19 protein-coding genes, 1 other RNA gene and 1 pseudogene are annotated in these 23,144 nt (G+C 60.7%); 14 read left to right on the forward strand and 7 right to left on the reverse strand.

Annotation, left to right across the window (positions count from 1 at the left end):
* Positions 1-51 precede the first annotated feature (51 nt).
* The 5 genes from HBOR_RS01885 (at position 52) to HBOR_RS01905 (ending at position 5,687) form a co-directional block, all read left to right on the forward strand.
* Positions 52-1,773: an ABC transporter substrate-binding protein gene (locus HBOR_RS01885; RefSeq protein WP_174261566.1), complete on the forward strand. Its 1,722-nt coding sequence runs from the start codon at positions 52-54 to the stop codon at positions 1,771-1,773.
* Between the two features lie 23 nt (positions 1,774-1,796).
* Positions 1,797-2,822, forward strand: coding sequence for an ABC transporter permease (locus HBOR_RS01890; protein WP_006057189.1), 1,026 nt, complete (start codon positions 1,797-1,799; stop codon positions 2,820-2,822).
* Position 2,823: 1 nt separating this feature from the next.
* On the forward strand, positions 2,824-3,765 hold the full coding sequence (locus HBOR_RS01895) for an ABC transporter permease (RefSeq protein ID WP_006057190.1): 942 nt from the start codon (positions 2,824-2,826) through the stop codon (positions 3,763-3,765).
* 17 nt (positions 3,766-3,782) lie between these two features.
* Positions 3,783-4,166 carry a DUF7268 family protein gene (locus HBOR_RS01900; RefSeq protein ID WP_006057191.1) on the forward strand — a complete coding sequence of 128 codons (384 nt, stop codon included), beginning with the start codon at positions 3,783-3,785 and terminating at the stop codon, positions 4,164-4,166.
* A 264-nt stretch (positions 4,167-4,430) separates the two neighbouring features.
* Positions 4,431-5,687: an RNA-guided endonuclease InsQ/TnpB family protein gene (locus tag HBOR_RS01905; RefSeq protein WP_013440434.1), complete on the forward strand. Its 1,257-nt coding sequence runs from the start codon at positions 4,431-4,433 to the stop codon at positions 5,685-5,687.
* Between the two features lie 45 nt (positions 5,688-5,732).
* Here HBOR_RS01905 and HBOR_RS01910 read toward each other — a convergent pair whose 3' ends face one another.
* Positions 5,733-7,025, reverse strand: a complete 1,293-nt coding sequence (locus tag HBOR_RS01910) for a dihydroorotase (RefSeq protein WP_049890537.1) — start codon at positions 7,023-7,025, stop codon at positions 5,733-5,735.
* Between the two features lie 73 nt (positions 7,026-7,098).
* Positions 7,099-7,818: a lipoate--protein ligase family protein gene (locus HBOR_RS01915; protein WP_006055431.1), complete on the reverse strand. Its 720-nt coding sequence runs from the start codon at positions 7,816-7,818 to the stop codon at positions 7,099-7,101.
* A 53-nt stretch (positions 7,819-7,871) separates the two neighbouring features.
* Here HBOR_RS01915 and HBOR_RS01920 point away from each other — a divergent pair, with 53 nt between their 5' ends.
* Complete coding sequence (locus HBOR_RS01920; protein ID WP_006055430.1) at positions 7,872-8,792, forward strand: hypothetical protein; 921 nt, start codon at positions 7,872-7,874, stop codon at positions 8,790-8,792.
* 93 nt (positions 8,793-8,885) lie between these two features.
* The gene (locus tag HBOR_RS01925) at positions 8,886-9,389 is read left to right on the forward strand and encodes a PaaI family thioesterase (RefSeq protein WP_013440436.1); all 504 of its coding nucleotides are present in this window, start codon (positions 8,886-8,888) and stop codon (positions 9,387-9,389) included.
* Between the two features lie 18 nt (positions 9,390-9,407).
* On the opposite strand, the gene HBOR_RS01930 is transcribed toward HBOR_RS01925, so the two are convergent.
* Complete coding sequence (locus tag HBOR_RS01930; RefSeq protein WP_006055428.1) at positions 9,408-9,983, reverse strand: cysteine hydrolase family protein; 576 nt, start codon at positions 9,981-9,983, stop codon at positions 9,408-9,410.
* 210 nt (positions 9,984-10,193) lie between these two features.
* Here HBOR_RS01930 and HBOR_RS01935 point away from each other — a divergent pair, with 210 nt between their 5' ends.
* From HBOR_RS01935 to HBOR_RS01950, 4 genes are all read left to right on the forward strand, one after another.
* The gene (locus HBOR_RS01935) at positions 10,194-11,681 is read left to right on the forward strand and encodes an Hvo_1808 family surface protein (protein WP_006055427.1); all 1,488 of its coding nucleotides are present in this window, start codon (positions 10,194-10,196) and stop codon (positions 11,679-11,681) included.
* A gap of 168 nt (positions 11,682-11,849) precedes the next feature.
* The gene (locus tag HBOR_RS01940) at positions 11,850-13,211 is read left to right on the forward strand and encodes an Hvo_1808 family surface protein (protein WP_006055426.1); all 1,362 of its coding nucleotides are present in this window, start codon (positions 11,850-11,852) and stop codon (positions 13,209-13,211) included.
* 54 nt (positions 13,212-13,265) lie between these two features.
* Positions 13,266-13,688: a hypothetical protein gene (locus tag HBOR_RS01945; RefSeq protein ID WP_006055425.1), complete on the forward strand. Its 423-nt coding sequence runs from the start codon at positions 13,266-13,268 to the stop codon at positions 13,686-13,688.
* 89 nt (positions 13,689-13,777) lie between these two features.
* Complete coding sequence (locus HBOR_RS01950) at positions 13,778-14,926, forward strand: nicotinate phosphoribosyltransferase (RefSeq protein ID WP_006055424.1); 1,149 nt, start codon at positions 13,778-13,780, stop codon at positions 14,924-14,926.
* A 78-nt stretch (positions 14,927-15,004) separates the two neighbouring features.
* On the opposite strand, the gene HBOR_RS01955 is transcribed toward HBOR_RS01950, so the two are convergent.
* Positions 15,005-15,607, reverse strand: a complete 603-nt coding sequence (locus HBOR_RS01955; RefSeq protein WP_006055423.1) for a TIGR00296 family protein — start codon at positions 15,605-15,607, stop codon at positions 15,005-15,007.
* A gap of 154 nt (positions 15,608-15,761) precedes the next feature.
* Here HBOR_RS01955 and rnpB point away from each other — a divergent pair.
* The 3 genes from rnpB (at position 15,762) to HBOR_RS01965 (ending at position 20,243) form a co-directional block, all read left to right on the forward strand.
* An RNA gene (gene rnpB / locus HBOR_RS14345) (RNase P RNA component) lies at positions 15,762-16,291 on the forward strand.
* 114 nt (positions 16,292-16,405) lie between these two features.
* A complete protein-coding gene (locus HBOR_RS01960; protein ID WP_006055422.1) occupies positions 16,406-19,114 on the forward strand; it encodes a heavy metal translocating P-type ATPase in 2,709 nt (902 codons plus the stop codon).
* Between the two features lie 55 nt (positions 19,115-19,169).
* A complete protein-coding gene (locus HBOR_RS01965) occupies positions 19,170-20,243 on the forward strand; it encodes a matrixin family metalloprotease (RefSeq protein WP_006055421.1) in 1,074 nt (357 codons plus the stop codon).
* 563 nt (positions 20,244-20,806) lie between these two features.
* Here HBOR_RS01965 and HBOR_RS01970 read toward each other — a convergent pair.
* The 3 genes and pseudogenes from HBOR_RS01970 to HBOR_RS01980 all read right to left on the reverse strand — a co-directional run bounded on the left by HBOR_RS01970 (position 20,807) and on the right by HBOR_RS01980 (position 23,077).
* Positions 20,807-21,280, reverse strand: a complete 474-nt coding sequence (locus tag HBOR_RS01970; RefSeq protein WP_006055420.1) for an ankyrin repeat domain-containing protein — start codon at positions 21,278-21,280, stop codon at positions 20,807-20,809.
* A 2-nt stretch (positions 21,281-21,282) separates the two neighbouring features.
* A pseudogene (locus HBOR_RS01975) lies at positions 21,283-22,080 on the reverse strand (eCIS core domain-containing protein); the annotation flags it as partial.
* A gap of 34 nt (positions 22,081-22,114) precedes the next feature.
* Complete coding sequence (locus HBOR_RS01980; RefSeq protein WP_006055418.1) at positions 22,115-23,077, reverse strand: hypothetical protein; 963 nt, start codon at positions 23,075-23,077, stop codon at positions 22,115-22,117.
* Positions 23,078-23,144: the final 67 nt, after the last annotated feature.

Consider the following 23,144-nt stretch of genomic DNA (forward strand, 5'->3'; position numbering starts at 1 on the left):
ATTGCCGGTAGAATCGATACTTTTACGTAACAACTGGGTATGGGTGAAACTATGTCCCGTGATATTGATAGACGTGCATTTTTAAAAGCGGCCGGTGGTGCCGCGGCCGCAGCGACGCTTGCTGGCTGTGCGGCGGACCCTGATGAATCTGGCACTGGTACGGAAGACGCCACGGATACCCAAACGAACGGTGGCGAAACTGACGAAGAAACAACCGAAACCGACGGGGAGGACACCACGACGCTGACGTTCGCCCGTGGGAACACCTCGGGGACGCTCGACCCGCAGAACTCCACCAGCGGGGAAGACGTGAAGGTCACGAACCAGGTGTACGATCAGCTCATCATGTTCGAGCCGGGGAAGACCTCCCTGCGCGAAGGGCTGGCGACGGACTGGAGCCTCGAAGGGACGACGGTCACGCTCACCCTCCGCGAGGACGTGACGTTCCACAACGGCGAGGAGTTCACGGCCGACGACGTTGTCGCCACGTTCAACCGCTTTACGAACCCCGACTACGAACACTACCCGGGCGACAAGTATATCTCGGCGTACGGCCCGTTCACGCTCGGTAATTGGGTCAAGAGCGTGTCGAAAGACGGCGACTACGCGCTCACGATTCAGCTTAACCAGAAGTACGCGCCGTTCCTCCGCAACCTGGCGATGTTCGCCTCCTCTATCCTCTCGGAGAAGGCCATCAAGGAACTCGGTCAGGATCTGAGCAAGAAACCAGTCGGAACCGGCCCGTTCAAGTTCGAGAACTGGGATACGTCCAACCAGCAGATCCGTCTCTCGGCCAACACCGACTACTGGGGTGAAGTGCCGAAGGTTGACGAAGTCGTCTTCACTTCCGTCGGTAGTAACACGACGCGCGCGCAGACGCTCGACAGTGGTGGTGCGGACATTATCGACGGTCTCGGCGCGCAGGCCTCGAAGATTGTCGAGAACTCCTCGAATGCCAAACTCGTCAGTAAGGCCGGTATCAACGTCGGCTATATGGCGTTCAACATGGCTAAAGTCGAGGCGTTCCGGAACAAGAAGGTCCGGCAGGCTATCAGCTACGCGATCAACACGGAAGCACTCGTCAACAACATCTTCAAAGGCATCGCAGAACAGGCGAGTCAGCCGATTCCGAGCAACGTGTTCGGCTACAACGATGATCTGAGTCCGTACCCACAGGACCTTGAGAAGGCGGAGTCGCTCCTCGAAGAGGCCGGCTACGGTGACGGCTTTAGCTTCGAACTGGCGACGTTCAAGAACCCGCGGACGTACAATCCCTCGCCGCTGTCGGCGGCGCAGTTGGTCAAATCCAACCTTGCGGAACTCGGTATCGAGGTTTCCATCAACCAGCAGTCGTTCAACCCGTTCCTCGACTACACCAACTCCGGAAAGCACGACGCGTGTTTCCTCGGATGGATGACTGACAACGCCGACCCGGACAACTTCTTCTACGCGCTCCTGCACCCGCAGGTAGAAGACAGCGAGTTTACGGAAGGCGAGGACTGGGTCTCCTTCGATTCCAAGGGCTACAACACCCTCAACGCCGCCGGGTGGGCCAACCGCGACTACATGCAGTTGGTCGAAGACGCACAGACGACGTACGACAAGGAGACGCGCGCCGAGAAATACAAACAGGCCGCGAAAGTCGCACACGAGGAGGCACCGTGGGTCTTCCTTGACCACGCGAAGGAACTCCGCGGCGTGTCGAACAAGGTCTCCGGGTTCGTTCTCGCGCCGATCAGCGGACCGTTCCTCAACCTCGTCAGCCTCGACTAACGCCTCAATAGTTACTCTTTCACATGGTTTCGAAGCGTTTCATTCTCAAGCGACTCTTGCTCCTCGTCCCGGTGTTGTTCGGGGTGGCGACACTCGTGTTCGCTATTCTCCATCTGAGCCCCGGTGACCCGGCGCGAGTCATCGCAGGCCAACGGGCGACGGAGGCACAAGTAGCCGCCGTTCGTTCCGACCTCGGCCTCGACGACCCGCTGTGGATGCAGTACGGTCGCTTCCTTGTCGATATCGTGACGCTCAACCTCGGCGAGTCGTACATCATTCAGCGCGGTACGTCCATCCTGACCATCCTTCGTGCCCGTCTTCCGGTCACGCTGGAACTCGCTATCTACGGGCAACTCATCGGCGTTCTGCTCGGCATCCCGTTCGGGATCATCAGCGCGGTGAAACAGGACACCATCACCGACCACCTCACCCGTGTCGGTGCGCTGACTGGAATTAGCATGCCAATCTACTGGACTGGGCCGCTCGTCATCCTGCTGTTCGCCCAATTCCTCAACGTGCTGCCGGCGTCGAACCGCATCGCCTCGCAGTTCGACCCGCCGGTGTACACCGGACTCATCACGTTCGATACGTTCATCTTCGGTATCCAATCGGGTGATTTCGCCGCGTTCATCTCGGCGGCGTCGCACATGCTGTTGCCCGCCGCCGTCATCGGCATCTACGGCATGGCGCTCATCTCTCGGATGATGCGCTCGTCGATGCTTGAGGTCATCCGGCAGGACTACATGCGGACTGCCCGCGCGAAGGGCCAAGGTGCGAAGATAACCGTGATGAAACACGGTCTTCAGAACGCGCTCATTCCCGTTATCACCGTCATCGGCATCCAGTTCGGGACGCTCCTCGGCGGGGCTGTCCTTACGGAGACAGTGTTCGGTATCGGCGGCATCGGGACGATGCTCGTGAAGGCTATCGAAGTCGGGGACTACCCCGTCGTCCAAGGAACCGTGCTGGTCTTCGCCTTCCTGTTCACGCTCGTGAACCTCGGCGTTGACCTGACCTACTCGTACCTCGACCCGCGCATCGATCAATAACATGAGTACACCCACACAGACGGAGACGGGGAGAAACCGCCGCGGCTTGCTCAGCCGTCTGCGCGCCTCTCCGTTCCTTTCGGACCTCCTGTCGAACCGCCTCGCCCTCGCGGGAATCGTCCTCATCCTCGTGATGGTGGTTATCGCACTCTACGCCCGTCTCGGCGCGTTCCTCGGCTTTGCGCCGAGTTATGCGGAACTCACGTCGTCGCAGTTCGGAGCTAATCCGAGTCTTGCGGCACCGAGCGCCGCTCACCCCTTCGGGACAGACATTCAGTCCCGCGACATCTTCAACCGCGTTCTCTACGGGTCGTGGTTGGCACTGAAGTTCGGGACTGTCACTGTCGGTATCTCGACCGCTGCGGGCGTCTCCCTGGGAATCATCGCCGCCTACTACGGCGATATCACCGACAACATCATCATGCGCTCGATGGACGTGTTGCTCGCGTTCCCGTCGCTGCTGCTCGCACTCGCGCTTGTCGCCATCTTCCCGAACGAACTCGGCCTGTGGCGTGCAGTAACGGCGTTGACGCTCGTCTACACACCGCGCTTCGCCCGCGTCGTCCGCGGTGCCGCGTTGAAGGTGCTCGAGGACGAGTACGTGGACGCGACCATCGCGCTCGGTGCGACTGACCCGCGCGTTCTCGCGCGCCACGTCATGCCGAACTGCCTTGCGCCGATCACGGTGCAGAGTACGCTCAACTTCGGACTCGCTATCATCGACCTCGCGGCGCTCTCATTCCTCGGCTTCGGTGCCGAACCGGGATCACCGTCGTGGGGGCTGATGCTGTCGAACGGCGTCGAGAAGGGCCTTCTGACGGGCGACTGGTGGTGGTCGTTCTTCCCCGGTCTGTTCCTCGCCGTGACCGTCCTCGGGTTCAATCTGCTCGGTGACGGCATGCGCGACGCACTCGACCCGCGAATGCGGGAAGCGGTGGACTAACTCTTCTCCCTCCTTCGATGTCCCGCCTCGACGACACGCCCCGTGACGCCCCGACACGAGCGTCGCCGACGCTCTCACGTCGTGTGACTGTGGTCGGTGGCGCATTTCTCGTCGGTGTTGCGGGCGGTGGTGTCGCTCTGGCGGTCGCTACCTACCATTTTTCCAGTCTTCCCGACGGCGCGGACGCGGTGTTCCTTCTCGGCATCCTCGCCCTCGGGTTCGGTGTCCTCGGCTGGTCCGGATCCGTCCTCGCCGGGCGTGGATTCGAGGAGATGCAACGGCATCTCGACACCGGAGCAGAGTGGACCGAGATGGATTCCCGGCGTGCGATGGCCCGCATCGGCGGGTTCGGTGCGGGCGTGATGCTCGCGGCAATGACGCTCGGGTCGCTCTTGGCCTGACGTTCACGTACGAAGACGGGACCACTCCCGTCGTGACCTGAGCATCGCCCCGGGTCGGATCGCGGTAGTCCGGCACCCGACTCGGGATAGCGACGACGCCGGCTGTCAGCTTATAAAGAGCAAGGAGAATACCCGCGCCTTTAGGCGCGGGATGAATCCGACACTCTGACCGCCAATCCACCGACTACACTCCAACCGGATATTCAACGTCCGGTCGTTAGTTTTAATGGCCGTTTTCACATAACATATTATGAAGACAGTTCGATGCTGGAAACCACCCGCACCTACGTCGCACGCATTACGAACCACGAACAGGTTCGTGACGACCTCGACCAGTGCGGGTTCTCCGCATCCAAACTGTGGAACGTCGGTCGCTACTACATCCAACAACGGTGGGACGAAGACGACGAGATACCCGACGAAGCCGAACTCAAATCGGAGTTGAAAGACCACAAACGCTACAGTGACCTTCATTCTCAGTCAAGTCAGCGAGTTCTCGAAGAGCTTGCTGAGGCGTTCACTGGTTGGTACAACTCTGACGACGGCAACAACCCACCGGGCTACCGGAAATGTGGCGACGACCACCCGCGCTCCACCGTCACGTGGAAGAAACGGGCCATCAAGCACGACGACAAGCACGGTCAACTCCGTCTCTCGAAAGGGTTTAACCTGAAAGAGAGTCGGTCTGACTTCATCCTCGCGAAGTACGAAACTCGCCCCGACGTAGAAGTCGAGAACATCCAGCAGGTGCGTGCCGTCTGGAACGGCGACGAGTGGGAACTCCACCTCGTCTGCAAGACGGAGATTCCAGTCGAAGACGCACCCGGAAACAACACGGCGGGTATCGACCTCGGTATCAGCAACTACCTCGCCATCGACTACGAAGACGGCCCCTCGGAGTTGTATCCGGGGAACGTGCTGAAAGAGGACAAGCACTACTTCACCCGCGAAGAGTACCAGACCGAAGGCGAGAACGGGCCGTCGAAACGTGCGCGGAAGGCTCGACAGAAACTCTCCCGACGCAAAGACCACTTCCTCCACACCCTGTCGAAACACATCGTTGAGCGGTGTGTGGAAGAAGGCGTGGAGAAGATAGCGGTTGGCGACCTTAGTGACATCCGCGAGAATGAAAACGGTGACTCGCGGAACTGGGGTGCGTCGGAAAACAAGAAGTTGCACGGCTGGGAGTTCGACCGATTCGCCCGTCTCCTTGAATACAAGGCCGAGGAACACGGCATCCTCGTGGACCGTGTGGACGAGGAGAACACGAGCAAGACGTGTTCGTGTTGCGGGAAGATTCGGGACAGCAACCGCGTGGAGCGAGGGCTGTACGTCTGTTCGTCGTGCGAGACGACGATGAACGCAGACGTGAACGGTGCGGTGAATATCCGACGAAAGATAACTCAGAGTCCCCCGACAGGGGATATGAGTAACGGCTGGTTGGCACAGCCCGGAGTCTTCCTGTTCGACCGCGAGAGCGGACGGTTCACACCGAGAGAACAAGGAGTCTGCAAACCGTAATATCCCAACGCTCGGGATTCCTCCGGCTTCAGTCGGAGGAGGATGTCAATTGCGGACGTTCTCGCCCACCGCGTCTCCGAACTTGCCGTCCTCGTAGACGACGTGTCCGCGGACTAGCGTCATCTCAGGGAACACGCCGCGCATGCCCTCGAACGGCGTCCATCCGCACCGTGAGTGAAGGTCTGCGCCGTGAATCTCTTGGGACTCCTCGGGGTCGAACACCACGAGGTCGGCGTCAGAACCGACTTCGACGCGGCCCTTCTGCGGCAGATCGAAAATCTCGGCGGCGTTCGCGGCGGTCACATCGCGGACGCGTTCGTACGAGATGGTTCCTTTCCGCGCTTCTTCCAGAAGGAGCGGAAGCATCGTCTCGACGCCGGGAACGCCACTCGGCGCATCCCACAGGTCGGCGTCTTTCTCGGCGCGGGTGTGCGGCGCGTGGTCCGTCGCAACGATGTCTATCTCGCCGGAGACGACTCTCTCCCACATTCCTTCGCGGCGGTCCTCACTGCGCAGCGGCGGATTCATCCGGCCGTACGTTCCCAGTTCGGTGGCGTCTGCACGTGAGAGAAACAGGTGGTGTGGCGTCACCTCACAGGTCGCTCCGCCCGCCTTTGCGGCATCAACGCCTTCGGGCGTACTCGTGTGGGCGATGTGAATATCGGCCTCGGAGTCCGAACCGACCGATACGGCGCGTTCAACGGCCGCCTCCTCTGCTTCTGCGGCGCGGTACTGGCTCCACACGTCGGCGTCAGCGGCCTCGCCGGTGCCGCCCGTATCTCGTTTCTGTGCCGACTCGTCGAACAGGTCGGCATCTTCGGCGTGGACGGTGACGGTCACATCGGCGTCGGCGGCGCGCTCGACGGCGTCAGCGAACAGGTCGGCGTCGATACCCATGTCACCCGTCGAATCCGCGAGGAACACCTCTCCGAGAGCGAACAGCGGGCGGTCAAACAGCGAGTCGGGGTCCCAGTCGGCTGTGACGCCGCCGCTGATACCGAAATCGATGAGTGACGCCGCGGCGAGACCTGCTTTCTCGTCGAACGCCGATCCGGTTGTCGTCGGCGGTTGTGTGTTCGGTTGGTCGGCGACGACGGTGACGCCGCCCGCGGCGGCACTCTGTGATCCGGTTTCCCACGTCTCCTTGTGCGAGAAGCCGGGTTCGCGGAAGTGGACGTGCGCGTCTATCGCGCCCGGGAACAGCATCTTCCCCGTCGCGTTTACTACGCGTTCGTCCTCGCGCGGGTCCAGTGACTCTTCGATAGCGGTGATCGTCTCCCCTTCGACTCGAACGTCGCGGACGCGGCCGTCGGCCAACGTCGCCCCGGTGATGAGCAGTGACATATCCGTCCGTTCCACGCGGAGCGGGTAAGCCCCGCGGTTTTTCACCCGGCCGTTCGCTGCGGTCGTCTCAGTCGTCCACTCGTTCCCGAGCGTCGGTCACTCGCCGTTCCGCGTCGCCGACGAAGGCGTCTTCGAGCGCCCGGATGACGCGTTCTGCGTCTCCCGGGCCGCCGCTTCGAGCGACGCTCCCGACCGAACCAGGGTCGAACGGCACGTCGAGCGCCTCGTAGACGGGTTCGAGAACAGCGGCTATCGCGTCGTGATCAGCGACGACGACGACCCCCGAGACGAGAGCCACGTCTCGGCGGACACGTTGGGCGATGCCGCAAATCTTCCCGTGGGCTTGGACGGAGTGGTCCCCCGGACAGAACGAATTGGCGGGCTCGCCGCGTCTTGCGGGGACGCCGAGCGAACGGAGGGCGCGAATGACGGCCGTGGTCGCTGTCTCATATCGCTCGTCGAGACCGGTCCGGTCGTTCTCGATTGGGACGGCGGAGGCAAACGCCACCGTTCGACCGGTGTAGGCGACGGCGCGTCCGCCGACGCTCCGTTTGACGACCGGGAACCCCCGCGATTCGGCCGCCTCGCACGCCCTCTCGTACCCTTCGGCGTGCGCGTCGCGTCGCCCGAACGCCATCTGCCGGTGTGGCGTCCACGCTCGGAACGCTGGATTGCCCGTCTCGGCGACGTACTCGCTCATCTCCGTCGTCACAGTCTGGTCGCTGTCTCGGGTCGCCACGCGTCCCCGGACGACTCGGACTGCTCTGTCCCCACGCTCGTCGGCCATGCCATCGGACAGGTCCCGACGCGCCTAAGCCCTCTCGGTCCTCTCCTCTCGGCATGGACGGCCACGACTCGCGCGTCAAATCCACGACGCCTGCTTCTCCTGCCGACGCGGACGAGTTGGTGACGCTCTCGGCGTCGGTTCTCCGGCGTTACCAACGGTTTTCCCTCTATAACTCTCCGTATTCGGCTCACGACCACGGTCACGCTATCGACCTCTACCCGGCGACGAACGAGGGTCTCTCACCGGTTTCGGGCGAAGTACTGGAAACGCGAACCGTTCGTGCGCCGCCGAAACCGTACGCCCACGAGGACGAGTACTTGATTCTCGTGGACGCAGGCGAGTACGTCGCCCGAATTCTCCACGTCGAACCCGCCGTCGAAGCCGGAGAGCGAGTCGAAGTCGGGGATTCGCTCGGTCCGATGGTTCGCTCGGGCTTTTTCGCGCCGTGGGTCGCAAACCACGTCCATGTCGGCTTCCGACGGCATGATCAGAACCTCCAGCGAGCCACCGGTTCGCTTCCGCTCGTTGCCGATGTGCCGGTCGAACCGCTTGCGTGGGATGGCACCGGAACCATCGTTGAGACGGGAGACACGTACGCCCGCCTCGACAGCCCCACCCACCCCGCGCCGGGCGAGTCGTTCGCGGGTATTGCTACCGACGGGGGATACGTTCTCGACGGCGGATTCGGCCACTACACTGGCGGTGGAGCCATCACCGCTGGGCCAGACGGTGCGGGGGCGTCGGGGACAGTATCGCTTCTCGGTCATCCAGTCGGCGATGTGAGGCAGCGAGACGTGGCGTGGCGCGACGTGGACGTGATGGCGAACGGGGAGCGAATCACTGGCATTTCGCTGTTCGCCGCACGCGACTCCGGGTTCGGTGCGAAACTCGTCTGCCCCGGTCACGAGTTCGCCGTCGGCGACGAGATTCGCGTCGAGATATCTGACAGCGACGACCCGGTTCGGTTGGGCTGAGTGGTCTTCCGTTCGACCGGTATCTCGAACGCAGCGGACAACTTTAAACGCATCACCGGTGGTTACATACGGTTCGCCGTCGCCTACGGGAACATGAGCGAGGACGCTCCGGAGGGGTTCCCGGACGACGCAGCGTCGTTCGTCCAGCAGTACATCGAACAGGAACACGGATACCTCTCGTGGCTCGGAACGCAGGTGAACGAATTCGAAGACGGGCGCGTGGTGATGACCATCCCGTACGACGAGAAACTCACCAATACGACGAACCCACCGACGGTTCACGGCGGTATCGCCGCGACCCTTATCGACACCGCAGGCGGCATCGCCCAGCGCACGATGCTTTCGGACCCGATGAACGGCGGGGTGGCGACGGTGAATCTGAACGTGAACTATCTCCGCCGGGCCGCGGGCGACCTGCGAGCGACTGCTGAAGTCGTTCGCGCGGGTGGCAGTATCGGAGTTAGCACTGTGACTGTCGTCAGTCGTCCGCCCGAACGCGTCCGCGAGAACGACGAAGCGTTCGAACGCTGGCAGGGGACGACCGACGAGGAAGCCGTCGCCACCGGACAGGGTGCATACCGACTGTTTCGGGACTGAACAGGCCGACTCGGACTGCTACTCGAAGCGAATCTCTTCGCGTGTCGTTACCTCTCCGAACAACCAGTCTGCGTGTTCGAGCGCATACTCCTTGTGGTCGGCCTCGATTGCGCCGATAGCGTCCGCTACGAGAACCGGCCGGTAGTCGCGGAGGCCGGCGCTTCCCGCGGTGTGGAGGACGCAGACGTTTGCCAGCGTGCCGCAGAACAGCAAGTCATCGATGCCGTGAGCGTCTAGCCACCCCTCTAACTCCGTCTGATGGAAGGCGTCGTAGGTGTGTTTGACGACGACGTGGTCGTCCTCACGTACGTCGAGTTCCTCGACTAATTCTGTCTCCCACGTACCCTCTACGACGTGTTCTCCCCATCGGTCGAACTCGTCGTAGTAGTGGGCGTCATCGAACTGCTCGGGCGGGTGAACGTCTCGTGTGTAGACGACGGCTGCGCCCGCATCGCGCACGTCGGCGACCAGCGCGGCGACATCGTCTACGACAGCCTCACTCTTCGGTGCGTACAGACTCCCGCCGGGGTGACAGAAGCCGTTTTGCATGTCAACGACGACGACAGCCGTTCGTTCGGGGTCGAATTCGGACATACACGGACGTTCTATCGCCGGGACCAAAACGCTATATTCACCGCTGAACGGATTATGAACCCACGTCCATATCTCCGGATAATTAGGAATGTGATCAGTATTCGCGGGGTGTGTGAGCATATATCGGGTTCTCTGGCTCGGAAACGGCCCGTCATGGAATTTGCGTGGAAAAAGGTACTTCCCCAAGGGGGCCTTCGGAAAATCTAGAGTATGTTGACGAAACACGGAATCGCCGTGGGTGCCCTCTCCCTCCTCCTCGTACTTGCTGGATGTACGGCACCGATGGTGGAACCGGAACTCGGTGACGGCGGCGTCGCAGGCGGGCCGTCGGACACTTCTGTTATTGCCTCTCCTGATGCGAATTTCACGGACCCGGCCGATGACCCACTCGGCTGGGAAGACGGATACTGGTATAACGAGTCGATAGCTGTCGATCAGTCCGACGGCCTCTCGGACACTGAACTCCGAGCGTACGTCGCCCGGTCGATGGCGCGTGTGGAGTATCTCCGTCACAAGGAGTTCAAAAAACGCGTCTCGGTGGACATCCTCTCCCGTGAGGAGTACCAAGAGCAACAGCGTGCGAACGCACAGAACGGGTCCGCTGCCGGTAACCAGACGGAGTTCAACCAGTGGAACAACCAAGTCTGGGAAGCGTTGTTCATCTCCGGTGAGTCCGGCGACAGTCAAGCCGAGATAAGCGAGACACAGGGAAGTTCGGTTGCAGGTTTCTACTCCCCCAGTAACGACGCGATTACGGTCATCACGCCGTCGCCCGATTCGCCGCGAATCGATAATGCGACGCTGATTCACGAACTCACTCACGCACTGCAGGACCAACACTACGATCTGACGAGTCAGACCTACCGCGGTGACACGCAGGACCGTAGTTTGGCTATCGACGGGGCCGTCGAAGGCGACGCGAAGTACGTCGAACTCCTGTACGCCGACCGTTGTGGAATCGAGTGGGAGTGCGTCGAGACGCCACCGGCAACGGGTGCAGGTGGCTCTGCTGGTTCGGCTGGCAATGGCCCAAACCTCGGTATCTTCCTGACCATCTTCCAACCGTACTCGGACGGTCCCGTGTACGTTCACGATAAGGTGCAACAAGGTGGCTGGCAAGCCATCGACGAACTGCTCCGGAACCCGCCGGAGTCAACTGAACAGACGATTCACAGCACCGACGAGAAACCCGTTCCCATCGAGTATCAGGATCGGTCTACCAACGGATGGGCGACCTTCCCTCAGCAGGGGCAGGATGGCTCCGATACCGTCGGTGAAGTGTCGATGTACGCAATGTTCTGGTATCAGGCGCGGATGTCTGGTGCTGAAACCATCCCTTCGCAGAGTATTCTTCGGACGGAAAGTCAGTACGATACGTACAACTACGATGCCGCTCCGTCGAACGGTTGGGGGAACGACCGCCTGTTCCCGTACAAGAATTCGGTTAACGGTAGCGACGAGTACGGCTACGTCTGGGTTACGGAGTGGGACTCGAAAGGTGACGCACAGCAGTTCTACGACGCCTACGTGAATATTCTGGACGCGCACGACGCGACGAAGCAGAGCAAGAACACGTGGGTCGTTGAGTCCGGCCAGTTCGCAGATTCGTTCCGCGTCCAGCAGGACGGTACGCGCGTCACCATCGTTAACGGGCCGACGGTCGAGGACGTAGACGACATTCGACCGCCCGCGAACTGAGTTCGCCAACTCGTTTTTCTCGATGCCACAGTCGCCGGACACTGCCGAGAGTGACGATACCGGGCAGCGACCATCCTGCGAACGCCCCCTGATTTCGGTGACTGTCTTCCTTCGAAGACCGCCCGACTACGCCGGGACTGTTTTCCGTAACCGCGCCTACGACTCCGTGTGAACATTTCCCGCTCGTCACTCGTCCCGGTCGTTCTCGCCCTCTCTCTCATCATCTCGGGATGTAGCGCTCCCGTTTCCGACCCCTCGGCCTCGTGGTCGTGGCCCGAGGACCCGCCGACAGACCGTATCGGGTGGGAGGAAGGGTACTGGTACAACGAATCCATCGCGGTCAACCAGTCTGACGGATTGAACGAGACGGAACTGGATGCGTTCGTCGCGCGGACGATGGCCCGTGTCGAACACGTTCGCCAGTTAGAGTTCCGTGAGGAGGTTCCCGTCGAAGTAATCTCACGGAAAGAGTACCGGAACGAGGCGAACGTCTTCCGGGCAGAACCAGACTCGTGGCAAGAACAGGTGTACGAGGCATCTTTCCTCATCGGTGAAGACGAGTCGGTAGCTGACGTGTTGAACGGACTCTACGGCGGTGCTGTCGCGGGCTATTACACTCCCGGCGACGACCAAATCGTCATCGTCAGCAACTCCGAACAGCCGAAAATCAACCGCGTCACGCTGGCGCACGAACTCGTCCACGCGCTGCAAGACCAACAGTTCGGGTTCAATCCGCCGCAGGAGACGCACGACGCCCGGATCGCAGATAACGGACTCTACGAGGGAGATGCGAAGTACACTGAATCTCTGTACGAGGAGCGCTGTGCGGACGACTGGGACTGTGTCCCGATACCACCTGCCGGTGCGGGCGGGGGCGCATCGTTCGATTTCGGCGTCTACCTCACCATCTACGCGCCGTACAGTGAAGGTCCGGAGTTTGTCGCCGCCCTGCACGAACGCGGCGGGTGGAAGGCAGTGAACGACGCCTACGACAACATCCCTACGACGGCCGAGCAGATCTGGCACCCGGAGAAGTACCCCGACGAGGGACCAACCAACGCGGACGTTCCCGACCGGTCTTCGACCGAGTGGTCGCGGTTTGACCGTGAGACGGTGACGACCAGATTAGGGGAGGCGTACCTGTACGTGATGCTCTGGGACACCCGCGCTATCGACCGGCAGTCGCTGCGACAAGCGACTGGACAGTACTCGCGGTATAACTATACGTCTGGTGCGAGCGCCGGATGGGGCGGCGATACGCTCGTCCCATACCGAAGCGAGAGCGGCGAGTTCGGCTACGTGTGGGCAATCGAGTGGGATACCGAAGCCGATGCCGAACAGTTCGACGAACGCTACCGGAAGTTACTCCTCCAACTCCGTATGAACGCCGAACGCATCGATTCGGAGACGTACGTGATTCGAGACGGGCCGTTCGCAGACGCCTTCCGCGTCCAGCAGAACGGAACGCGTGTCACCATCGTCAACGCGCCGTCAGTCGAAGCGTTAGACAGGGTTCACGCCAGCGGATAGCGCTCCTGCTCGCACGGGAGAAAGCACTTATCGCGTCCGTAAGTCACAGCAGGCATGCACCTTCGAAAGGCCCTCCTCGTTGCTCTCCTCGTCTCGTTCGCGGGGTGTTCCGGTGTTCCCAGTCTGTCCGACAACGGAACACCAACACCCACGCAGACGGCGACATCCACACCCACACCGACTGCGACACCAACGCCGACACCGACGCCCACGCCGACTGCAACTCCGACGGAGACGATTTCGTACATTGACTGCCCGGGAGTGCTCTCTATCGACTCCGTAGAGAACGTTACCGACGACGCGACGGTAATTCCGTACGCGAACCTCTCTGCGGAGCGGCAAAGCGAGTTCGACGCGGCCGTAGGTGGCCAAAGCGTCGAACTCGACCAACAGGGAGACGGCTACGACTTCTGGGTCGGCCGTCCGTACGTTCGGTACAATGGATCGGTCTACCGCGCCACCGTCGCCATCTGCTGATCGTTCTCCCGACGTTTTGGAATCGTGCGCGCTCCGGTTCCGACCCGTGAACGGACGCGTTTTTCACCACGCCGGTGGAACGGCCTCTCATGGACTTCGACATCGTCGGTACCGACGCGATTCGTGACGGGTCGGCCACCGACGCCTACTTCGAGCGAACGGAGACGACGCTCCGACACGCGGAGAAAAACCCGCACGTCGTCGCCGAGGTGACGGCCGACCAGTTCCCCGACGGCGACTACGAACTCCTCGCGGGGGTCAAAGACGCCGCCGCCCTCCTCGAAGGCCACGACGTGGACGTAGACGCCATCCCCGAAGGCCGTCTGTTCGACGGCGGCCCAGTCATGCGAATCGAGGGATCGTATCTCGACTTCGGGCGCTTTGAGACCTCTCTCTTAGGATTCCTCTCGCACGCGTCCGGCGTCGCTACCGCCGCCCTCGACGTGCGGCGAGCAGCCCCTGATTCGACGGTCCTGTCGTTCGGCGCGCGGCACGTCCACCCAGCACTCACCGCGATGATCGAACGAAGCGCCCTTCTTGCCGGTCTCGACGGTATTTCCCACGTCGCCGCGGGGGACGTTCTCGGCCGCGAGGCGTCGGGAACGATGCCGCACGCGCTTCTCATCTGCTTCGGGCGCGGAAACCAAGAGGAGGCGTGGAAGGCGTTCGACGAGGCAGTCGAGGAGTCCGTTCCCCGGGTCGCCCTCTGCGATACGTACAGCGACGAGACCGATGAAGTACTCCGCGCCGTCGAAGCACTCGGTGACGACTTAGACAGCGTCCGACTCGACACCACGTCCTCGCGCCGCGGCGACTTTCGGCACATCGTCCGCGAGGTACAGTGGACGCTCAATGCACACGACCACGAGTCCGTTGATGTGTTCGTCTCGGGCGGCCTCGGCCCGTCGGACCTACGACACCTCCGCGACGTGGCCGATGGGTTCGGTGTCGGCGGCTACGTCTCGAACGCGAATCCGGTTGACTTCGCACTCGATATCGTAGAAATCGACGGCGAACCGGCGGCAAAGCGCGGAAAACTCACTGGCGTCAAAGAGGTGTACCGGACAGCCGACGGCGGCCACCACGTCGGCCTCGAAGACGCTGATTCACCCACCGATGCCGAGCCGTTGCTCGAACCGCTGATTCGAGACGGCGAAATCGTTCGGGAGTTCGACCTTGATGCGGCGGCAGCGCGAGCGAGAGCTGACGCCGAGCGGTGTGGATACGGCGCTGAGTAACCCCACAGCCGTCGCTGGTCGCAGTGAGGAGGCGCAGGTTGCTGCCTTACGCGCGGGGAGGCACGTAGAACGTGTCAGTTACAGCTCTTCGACGCTGCCGCCGTCAGTTCGCTCGCGGAACACTTGCCCTTCGAACAACGTCACCATGGAATCTTCATCCTGCCACGCAAGCGGTGACAGCCCGCCTTTGCGGCAGGCGTGCGTCAGGAACTGCTCTGCGGACCAGCCGTTCTCGACGGGAATCGTTGGGTAGAGCCAACCGTGCTTGCCGTCTTTGTCGATAGCGACCCCGTGGGTACCGAGTTCGAGGTCGGCAACAGGATCGTTAGTCAGAACGTGATTACAGACGATGCAGACGGAAATGTTGAGATTTGGTAGTTCCGGCGGTTCGATTTCGGACCCGCACGAATCGCCCGATGCGGCTTGTATCGCCGCATCGACGATGGCGTGTCCCAGTTGGTCTTTCCCTCGATACGCGCCAGCGCACCCCCGTAGGCGGCCGCGTCCCCGCGTTGATCGTATTCGGACGAATGCACCGGTACGAGCGTAAAATGCGTCACGCATACTTCCCGGCTGTTCTCGTTGCCCGTGGAGAACGTACGATTCGACCGATTCACGCGCTAGTTCGACCGCCCTCGACCCGTCGTCGTATGTGAGCCGAACGGTCTGCGCCTCGGACATAATACTGTTCAGGCACTCGCTAAACTTGAACGCTTCCCTTGTCACCGCCTTGATTCGTCGTGCATTAAGTGCCTCCTACCGCCTCTTTACCCCGAAATACGTCCAATCCTCTCGAATCGAACTTCTTATGCGCCTCTCGGAAGTAGTGAAAAACGGCAGAGAGAGCCCGGTTCCCGTGTCCTGTCAGGTAGGTTATCTATCTGTTGGACATGAGGAAAGTCCCCCCACCGTCCGGACGGGTGACCGGGCGCAAGCCCGGAGTCGGAGACGACTGGCTCTGGAACAGAAACGAGACCTCTCGGTCCGACCGATGAGACGCGTGCGGCGGATGAATCCGCTGCCGGCGCGAACGGGTGACCCCGTTCGCGTGCGAACCGACCCGTAAGGGGAGGGAGTTGACCCGTCGAGGGGAGCGCGCCCACAATGTGGCCGCGTCTGGCGAACGGGATACCCGTTTGCTCCGGGGTGACGGCAGTTGCCTCGGCCGCGACTGAACGCCTCGCGTTCGGTCGTAGACGACCGAGAACGGATGGAACGGCGAATCCTCACCGGTGCAAGTCCGCGCCGCTAAGGTAGTCCGGACAGCACGTTCGGGTTCGCCCGGCGTGCCCCCAATTTTGGGGAGGACGCGGACGCTCAGCCGAATGCCGGGTCGAAACAGAAGGGGGCTTACTCCTCTCAGCCGTCTCGACCGACGCGAGAGTTATTATCTAATCTTCTCTGAGTTATTAATCTCTTATACTATATGGGTCTCATTTCGCAGATGGATTAATAACCGGTAAGCGACTAGTTTCTCGTATGAATCGGGACAGTCACGATACCGAGGAGGCGGGCCACGACCACGGCCGCGATCATCCACCTTCTAGCGACGACACTGAAGCGTGCGGGTGTGATGATGGCTGTGACACGGATGAGTCGTCCACATCCGTAGCGAGTGGGTTCGACGGCGACGGGCAAACGCTTCGGCTGTCAGTGCCGGAGATGGATTGTCCCTCGTGTGCGGAGAAGGTCACAAAAAGCGTCCGTGGTGATGCGGGCGTTCGTGACGTAGACGCGCAACCGACGACGGGGACGTTGTACGTTCAGTACGACCCCACGGCGACCGACGACAGTGCTGTCCGGTCACGCGTCGAAAGCGCGGGCTACGCTATCGCTGATGAGGAGACGGTGACGTTCTCCGTCCCGGAGATGGACTGTCCCTCCTGTGCCGGAAAGGTGGAGAACTCCCTCGATGGTGTCTCTGGCATCGTTGACTTCGAGACGCAACCGACGGCTGGGAAGGTGACGATCCGCTACAACCCCGACGAGGCCTCGCGTGGTGACTTTGTGGCCGCTATCGAGGGTGCGGGCTACGCCGTCGAAGATGACGGAGGAGCGGACTCTCCGCACGATGTGTGGCGGAGTCAACGTGCACTGAAGACGTGGGGCGGTGCAGCCTTCCTCGCTGTCGGCCTCGGACTGGAGTTCGTTGTAGAGGGACTCGATTTGGTTCTCGCCGCGCCGGTCGGGTACGAGATCAGCGTTGCGTGGGTCTCGTACACGCTCGCCGTTCTCCTCGCGGGTATCCCCATTCTGCGGAACGGCTACTACTCAGCGAAGAATCTGAGTCTGGATATCGATCTGCTCATGACTGCGGGTATCGTCGGCGCGATGGCGGTCAACATGCCGTTCGAGGCGGCGACGCTCGCAGTCCTGTTCAGCGTCGCGGAACTACTCGAACGCTTCTCGATGGACCGCGCGCGCAACTCCCTGCGGGAATTAATGGAGTTGTCGCCCGATACGGCAACAGTTCTCCGTAATTCCGGTTCCTCGAAGACATCCCAAGCGGAGCGCGAGGAAGTCGTCGTCCCCGTCGAGGATGTGGCCGTTGGCGAGACCGTGATCGTCCGCCCCGGTGACCGCGTTCCGCTTGACGGCACCGTAACCGAAGGAACCTCTGCGGTTGACGAGTCACCGATTACGGGCGAATCCGTCCCCGTAGACAAAGAACCGGGTTTGGAGGTGTTCGCCGGGAGCATCGTCGAAGAGGGCTATCTCGAAATCGAGACGACCACGCCGGCGAGCGAATCGACGCTCTCGAAGGTGGTCGATATGGTCGAAGACGCCAACCGCGAGAAGACCGAGGCCGAGCGGTTTATCGACCGGTTCGCCCGGTACTACACCCCGATCATCGTCGTCGGTGCCATCGCCACAGCGACGGTACCGCCGCTTTTGTTCGAGGAACCGTTCCGCATGTGGTTCGTGCGCGCACTCACCCTCTTGGTGGTCGCCTGCCCCTGCGCGTTCGTCATCTCGACGCCTGTTTCCGTTGTCTCCGGTATCACCTCGGCGGCGCGTAACGGCGTTCTCGTGAAGGGCGGTCAACACCTCGAAGCGATGAACGACGTTGACGCTGTCGCCGTGGACAAGACGGGGACGCTCACGACCGGCGAACTCGGCGTCACCGACGTGGTCGCCCTCAACGGCAACGACGAGTCGGACGTTCTCGGCTGTGCGGCCGCCATCGAATCACGCAGTGAACACCCCATCGCACAGGCTATCGTGGAGTACGCCGCCGACCGCGACGTGCCAGAACGGGATATTCGGGAGTTCGAGTCCATCACCGGCAAGGGCGTGAAAGCCGTCCTCGACGACAAAGTACACTACGCCGGCAAACCTGGTCTGTTCGAGAGTCTCGGATTCGACCTCGAACACACGCACGTCCAAGCGGATGGTGGCGTGCGGTCCGACGGCGGACAGGCCGTTGAGGACGCACGCAACTGCGACCACGGACGCTATCTCGACTTGGCGAACGAAGTCGTCCCGCGTCTACAAGCCGAAGGTAAGTCGGTCGTTCTTGTCGGCACCGAAGACGAAATAGAGGGTGTCGTCGCCGTTGCCGACACAGTGCGTCCTGAATCGGCGTGGGCCGTTTCGCGCCTTCACGACCACGGCATTTCGCAGGTCGTGATGCTCACCGGCGACAACGAGCGCACCGCGCAAGTCATCGGTGAACGCGTCGGCGTAGACGAGGTCCGTGCCGACCTCTTGCCCGAACAGAAGGTCGAAGCCGTGCGCGAACTGCTTGCCGAACACGACTCGGTAGCGATGGTCGGCGACGGCGTGAACGACGCGCCCGCTCTCGCCGCCGCGACGGTGGGCGTCGCCATGGGTGCTGCCGGAACGGATACGGCATTGGAGACGGCCGACGTGGCCCTTCTCTCAGACGACCTGACGCGACTGCCGTACCTCGTTGACCTCTCGAACGGCACCTCATCCGTCATCAGACAGAACGTCTGGTCGTCACTTGTCGTCAAAGGTGCCCTCGCGGTCGCCGCACCGCTCGGCATCATCAGTGTCGCCACCGCTATCATCGTCGGGGACATGGGTATGAGTCTCGGCGTGACGACGAACGCGCTCCGACTCGCAGGTGTTGACCCCGAGTCGGCAGTTGCGGACGCGGAGGCTGACCCTGGGGACGCGGAGTCGAGCGTGGACGACTCTCTCGCTGATACGTCAGCCGCGTAACTGGTCCGAACGGCTGGCAGAACGTTCTTTCCTTCCTGCACCAATCTATCGATAGATGTCCGCTCGCAGGTCCCCAGCAGTCGCACTCGTTCTTCTGTTGGTCCTCTCGGGTTGTCTCGCACCGTTCTCGGGCGCTGAATCCCCCATTCCCGTCGGCGATGAGACGCCGAGCGCAACCACGTCTACGGAACAAGCTGCCGCGAGGACGGCGACTCAGAACCCTTCCACCACCGCCGCACCGACTGGTGCGAGTCCGTGGGGCGACGACCCAATCGTCGTCGCCGTCTCTGATCCGGAACACACCGGACGCGACTGGACGCCACTCGTTCGACAAGCCGCGGCGTACTGGGAGACGAACGCCGAGCAGTACGCTGGATATACTGTCGAATATGAAGTGCGTCCGGACGCGGCGAATCCCGATATCGTCGTGGAGTTCGTCGATGACGTGCCCGACTGCGACGGTGCCGAAGACGCCGCGGGGTGCGCGCCGCTCATTACCGACCGGAGGCAGATAGACACCCCCGAGACGGTTTCCATCCAGACGAGGTTCTCGAACGACTCGACTGTCCTCGTCCTCGAACACGAGTTCGGCCATACCCTCGGTCTCACTCACGACGACGCGCCCGCGGACGTGATGGCGAGTCGCTCGGTGCTTTACACGACGCCACAACCGAACGCCACCGAACGGGCGTTCCCGTGGGATGACGGCGAATTCACCGTCTACGTAGACTCAGCGAACGCGACGAAATCCGAACAGGCGCGCGAACAGGTCCAACACGCTCTCGACTACTACGAACGCGGTGCTGAGGGGATGCCGAACAACCTCACGTTTACCGTCGTTGACGACGCCGAGAACGCGGATATCGTCGTCGGCTTCTCGGATGAGTCTCCGTGTTCGCCGGATGCCGCCTCCTGCGGCGCGACGCGAGGGTGGGACCCCGACGGTGATGGCGTCGTCGAGACGTACTCGAATCTTCGAATCGTCCTCGTGGACCTCGATACCGACGCGGTGGGATGGCACACTGGCTACTGGCTGGCGTTTGGCTTCGGTGCGGAGGACGACGCTGAAAAACCAGACCCGTTCCGCGACGCCTCCTACCGGGAACGCCGGAACGAGTGGTGGGAGTGATGTCGGGGTTGTCACTACGGGTGTTGAAGTATACTGCTGTACCGTCGTCCGCTAGCAGGACGAGACTGATGGCCAGCCCGAAACTTCCCGACCCCGACGACTTGGACCGTTAGCTCATGTGTGGCCGAGACACGAACGCGGCGATGTGCTTCAACGAGGCTTTTCTGAACTAGGGCTGGGATAGCCCGAACCAACGCCCTCAGGAATCCGATATCTCTGGTGTGCGAATAAATAGCGTAGCGATTCATTAACACCTGTTGAGACTGCGCTCTCTGCGAATACCACTTCGGTGTCTGCAGAGTGCGTCGTAAAAACGGGATGCTTCGGGGTCGTACGGAAGACAAAGCCTTCCGTGATGACGAGACATTCCGCGTCTCGAACCACTTGAACCTGAGGTGATTCACCGTACTCGACATCGTATTGGTGGCCTTGCTCAGGCATTTTCTCACCCCGTATTCGGTTTCCACATCGGTGTCTGTGGGTGTTCAACAGGATATGCGGTGATCGCCTTGTAGATACTGTCCGATGACTGGTATGAAGTGTCTGTTTCTCAGTGGGAGCATTCAGTCAGTGAATATCTCAATGAGGGCTTGATCATCCCGGCGGCGGGCGATAGATCGGGGGGATTTTCCGGCGTCGTTCTGATTCGCTGGATCTGCCCCGTGAGCAACAAGTGATTGAATTATGTCGTCTTTGGTCTCTTCGTTCACTACTGCACTCCATAACGGTTGATTACCGTAGTCATCCGTTACTGTAACATCTGCTCCTTCACTAAGGAGAATCCTTACCATGTCTTCGTAACCCATCTCCAGCGCGTAATGGAGCGGTGTCTTCCCTTCTTTACCTCTGTGGTTGATGTCGATATCTCGATCTATGAGTTCTTTCGCAAACTCATCTTGTCCATATGCTGCTGCGGCATGGAGCAGATTATCGCCGGACTCGTCTAATGTATTTATATCGACGGTATTGATTAAATCCCGAAATTTCTCTTCATCGCCTTCTTCAATGCTGTAGAATAGGAGTGTCGTCTCATCCATCGTTATTCATCTCCCTCGTACTTTCTACTGCGGTTGGCTTTTGGCTTTTCCGGCCGATAGTTATCCGGGTCCCGGTACCTGTTGAGAAATTCTTCTTTCGAAATTAGTCCGCTTATGTACTTTTGATGCAATTTACGGTATTCCCTCCGGGGCTTGTGTCCCATATCCCACTGTCCCTCACGTGGTTCGCCTCGATCCCATTCGAGCCGTTCACCGGTATTTGGATCATAAACGTTCCCGTCTTCGTCTTTTGCCTGTTCCCACACTGCTTCGACTTGTCCATCGGCGTAATCTGGCCGGTTGTTGGCATATGGTTTGTCCTTCTCCTCACCACTTCTCGGCTGTTTGTACCTCTCTTCTAATTCGCTGAATTTTCCCTTTTCATCACGCTTCTGCTTTTCCCACTGTTTGATCCTTTGAACGTGTATTCCTGCATTCGCCATGCGATGCACGCCGATTTTCCCACCTTGCATCACGCGCTGGGCGGTTTCTTCGGCTTCCCGCTCTAAGCGTGGGTCAGGATCAATCTCTAACTCGCCCGCTTGGGGGAGCATCGACACCGCGCCACCCGTTTGCTGGCGCACGTGTGCTAACTCGTGGGCGAGAATATGCTGGCCTTCAGCACTCGATGGATCGTACTCGCCGTGGTTGAACGCGATGTGATTGCCGACGGTAAACGCGCGGGCGTTGATGTCTTCACAGGCTTTCGCGGCCGATGGACCCGTGTGAATACGCACGTCGCCGAGGGTGTCACCCATCCGATCTTCCATCGCGCGCTGAATTGAGGTATTGAGACGCTGGTCAGACAGCACTGAAATATTACGAGCCGTCTCGTTAGAAAAGGCTCGTCTGTTGAGTAAACGCACCGCTTTCGGGGTTGTGGAACTCCGGATAGAAGTCGATATAGCTGTAGCAGTGGGCCGCCATGAACTGTCCTAATCCCAGCACACGGAACTCCTCGGGCGGAACGACGCCCATCTCGATAAACACATCTCGAATCTGGCACCGAAGGTAGTGATCCATGAACGACTGGAAGTATTCCAGGCTCTCTAGCTCAATCGGGAGCAGTTCGATAACCGTATCCGGCTCTCTGGAGGTCGGTTCGAGATGGTCATCGGCGGCCACTAAGTCCGTCCCTTCGGGGTGTTTGACGTACAATTGGGACGTGTTGTCGATATAGACCGCGTCTGAGAGGTCGATCTGTTCCTCTATCGCCCGCGTGGCGAACTCACCCGTAAACTCACCCCACTGTTTGATCTCCTCCGTGGAAAGATCGGCTATCGCCACGTCAGCCGCTGACTCCGCGGTGATATCGAGGTCATGCTTGGCGGCGAGTTCGTCACCGAGGTCGGTTTCCAGCGGGTCAATCCCGAGATAGACGTTCTGCGCGTAAATCGGCGGGGTCGTTGCTTGCGGTGGGACGTCATAGACCGGCTCGGCGCTCCCGTCGGTTTCGGAGGAGAACTGCTGGTAGAGGTCACCGAAGTGCGTCTCGAACGTCTCCAAATCCATCTGGGCGATTGCCTGCCGGACCGCGTCGATTCTGACGGGATTCTCCGGAGCCGAGACCGTATCGTATCCCCGCTTCAGGTATACGTAGTACTTGGCGTACTTGCGGGCCTGATTGACGTATTCATTACCTTCGTCCGTCCGCTTTGAGGAGTCATCCGGGTACCCGTCCTGTTCGTGGTAGGTAATCTCGCCGCTCTCGTTCGTCTCGATCAAGTGCTCAACATCATTGTTATCGATGACACTGAGCCCAATCCGCTCAGATTCTCCCGTGATGATTGCGTCCATTTATCTCACCTCCGACTCTTTGCGTCACCAGTTGAGTCTCCCGACCCAGTTCCAACGGTTGCATCTT

It is taken from the genome of Halogeometricum borinquense DSM 11551 (genome assembly GCF_000172995.2).
Taxonomy (GTDB): Archaea; Halobacteriota; Halobacteria; order Halobacteriales; family Haloferacaceae; genus Halogeometricum; species Halogeometricum borinquense.

Excerpts from the sequence above, each read along its gene's own strand:
- HBOR_RS01885 (WP_174261566.1), top strand. The coding sequence starts at position 52 with ATGTCCCGTGATATTGATAGACGTGCATTTTTAAAAGCGGCCGGTGGT.
- HBOR_RS01890 (WP_006057189.1), top strand. The coding sequence starts at position 1,797 with ATGGTTTCGAAGCGTTTCATTCTCAAGCGACTCTTGCTCCTCGTCCCG.
- HBOR_RS01895 (WP_006057190.1), top strand. The coding sequence starts at position 2,824 with ATGAGTACACCCACACAGACGGAGACGGGGAGAAACCGCCGCGGCTTG.
- HBOR_RS01900 (WP_006057191.1), top strand. The coding sequence starts at position 3,783 with ATGTCCCGCCTCGACGACACGCCCCGTGACGCCCCGACACGAGCGTCG.
- HBOR_RS01905 (WP_013440434.1), top strand. The coding sequence starts at position 4,431 with ATGCTGGAAACCACCCGCACCTACGTCGCACGCATTACGAACCACGAA.
- HBOR_RS01915 (WP_006055431.1), bottom strand. The coding sequence starts at position 7,818 with ATGGCCGACGAGCGTGGGGACAGAGCAGTCCGAGTCGTCCGGGGACGC.
- HBOR_RS01920 (WP_006055430.1), top strand. The coding sequence starts at position 7,872 with ATGGACGGCCACGACTCGCGCGTCAAATCCACGACGCCTGCTTCTCCT.
- HBOR_RS01925 (WP_013440436.1), top strand. The coding sequence starts at position 8,886 with ATGAGCGAGGACGCTCCGGAGGGGTTCCCGGACGACGCAGCGTCGTTC.
- HBOR_RS01930 (WP_006055428.1), bottom strand. The coding sequence starts at position 9,983 with ATGTCCGAATTCGACCCCGAACGAACGGCTGTCGTCGTCGTTGACATG.
- HBOR_RS01935 (WP_006055427.1), top strand. The coding sequence starts at position 10,194 with ATGTTGACGAAACACGGAATCGCCGTGGGTGCCCTCTCCCTCCTCCTC.
- HBOR_RS01945 (WP_006055425.1), top strand. The coding sequence starts at position 13,266 with ATGCACCTTCGAAAGGCCCTCCTCGTTGCTCTCCTCGTCTCGTTCGCG.
- HBOR_RS01950 (WP_006055424.1), top strand. The coding sequence starts at position 13,778 with ATGGACTTCGACATCGTCGGTACCGACGCGATTCGTGACGGGTCGGCC.
- HBOR_RS01955 (WP_006055423.1), bottom strand. The coding sequence starts at position 15,607 with ATGTCCGAGGCGCAGACCGTTCGGCTCACATACGACGACGGGTCGAGG.
- HBOR_RS01960 (WP_006055422.1), top strand. The coding sequence starts at position 16,406 with ATGAATCGGGACAGTCACGATACCGAGGAGGCGGGCCACGACCACGGC.
- HBOR_RS01965 (WP_006055421.1), top strand. The coding sequence starts at position 19,170 with ATGTCCGCTCGCAGGTCCCCAGCAGTCGCACTCGTTCTTCTGTTGGTC.
- HBOR_RS01970 (WP_006055420.1), bottom strand. The coding sequence starts at position 21,280 with ATGGATGAGACGACACTCCTATTCTACAGCATTGAAGAAGGCGATGAA.
- HBOR_RS01980 (WP_006055418.1), bottom strand. The coding sequence starts at position 23,077 with ATGGACGCAATCATCACGGGAGAATCTGAGCGGATTGGGCTCAGTGTC.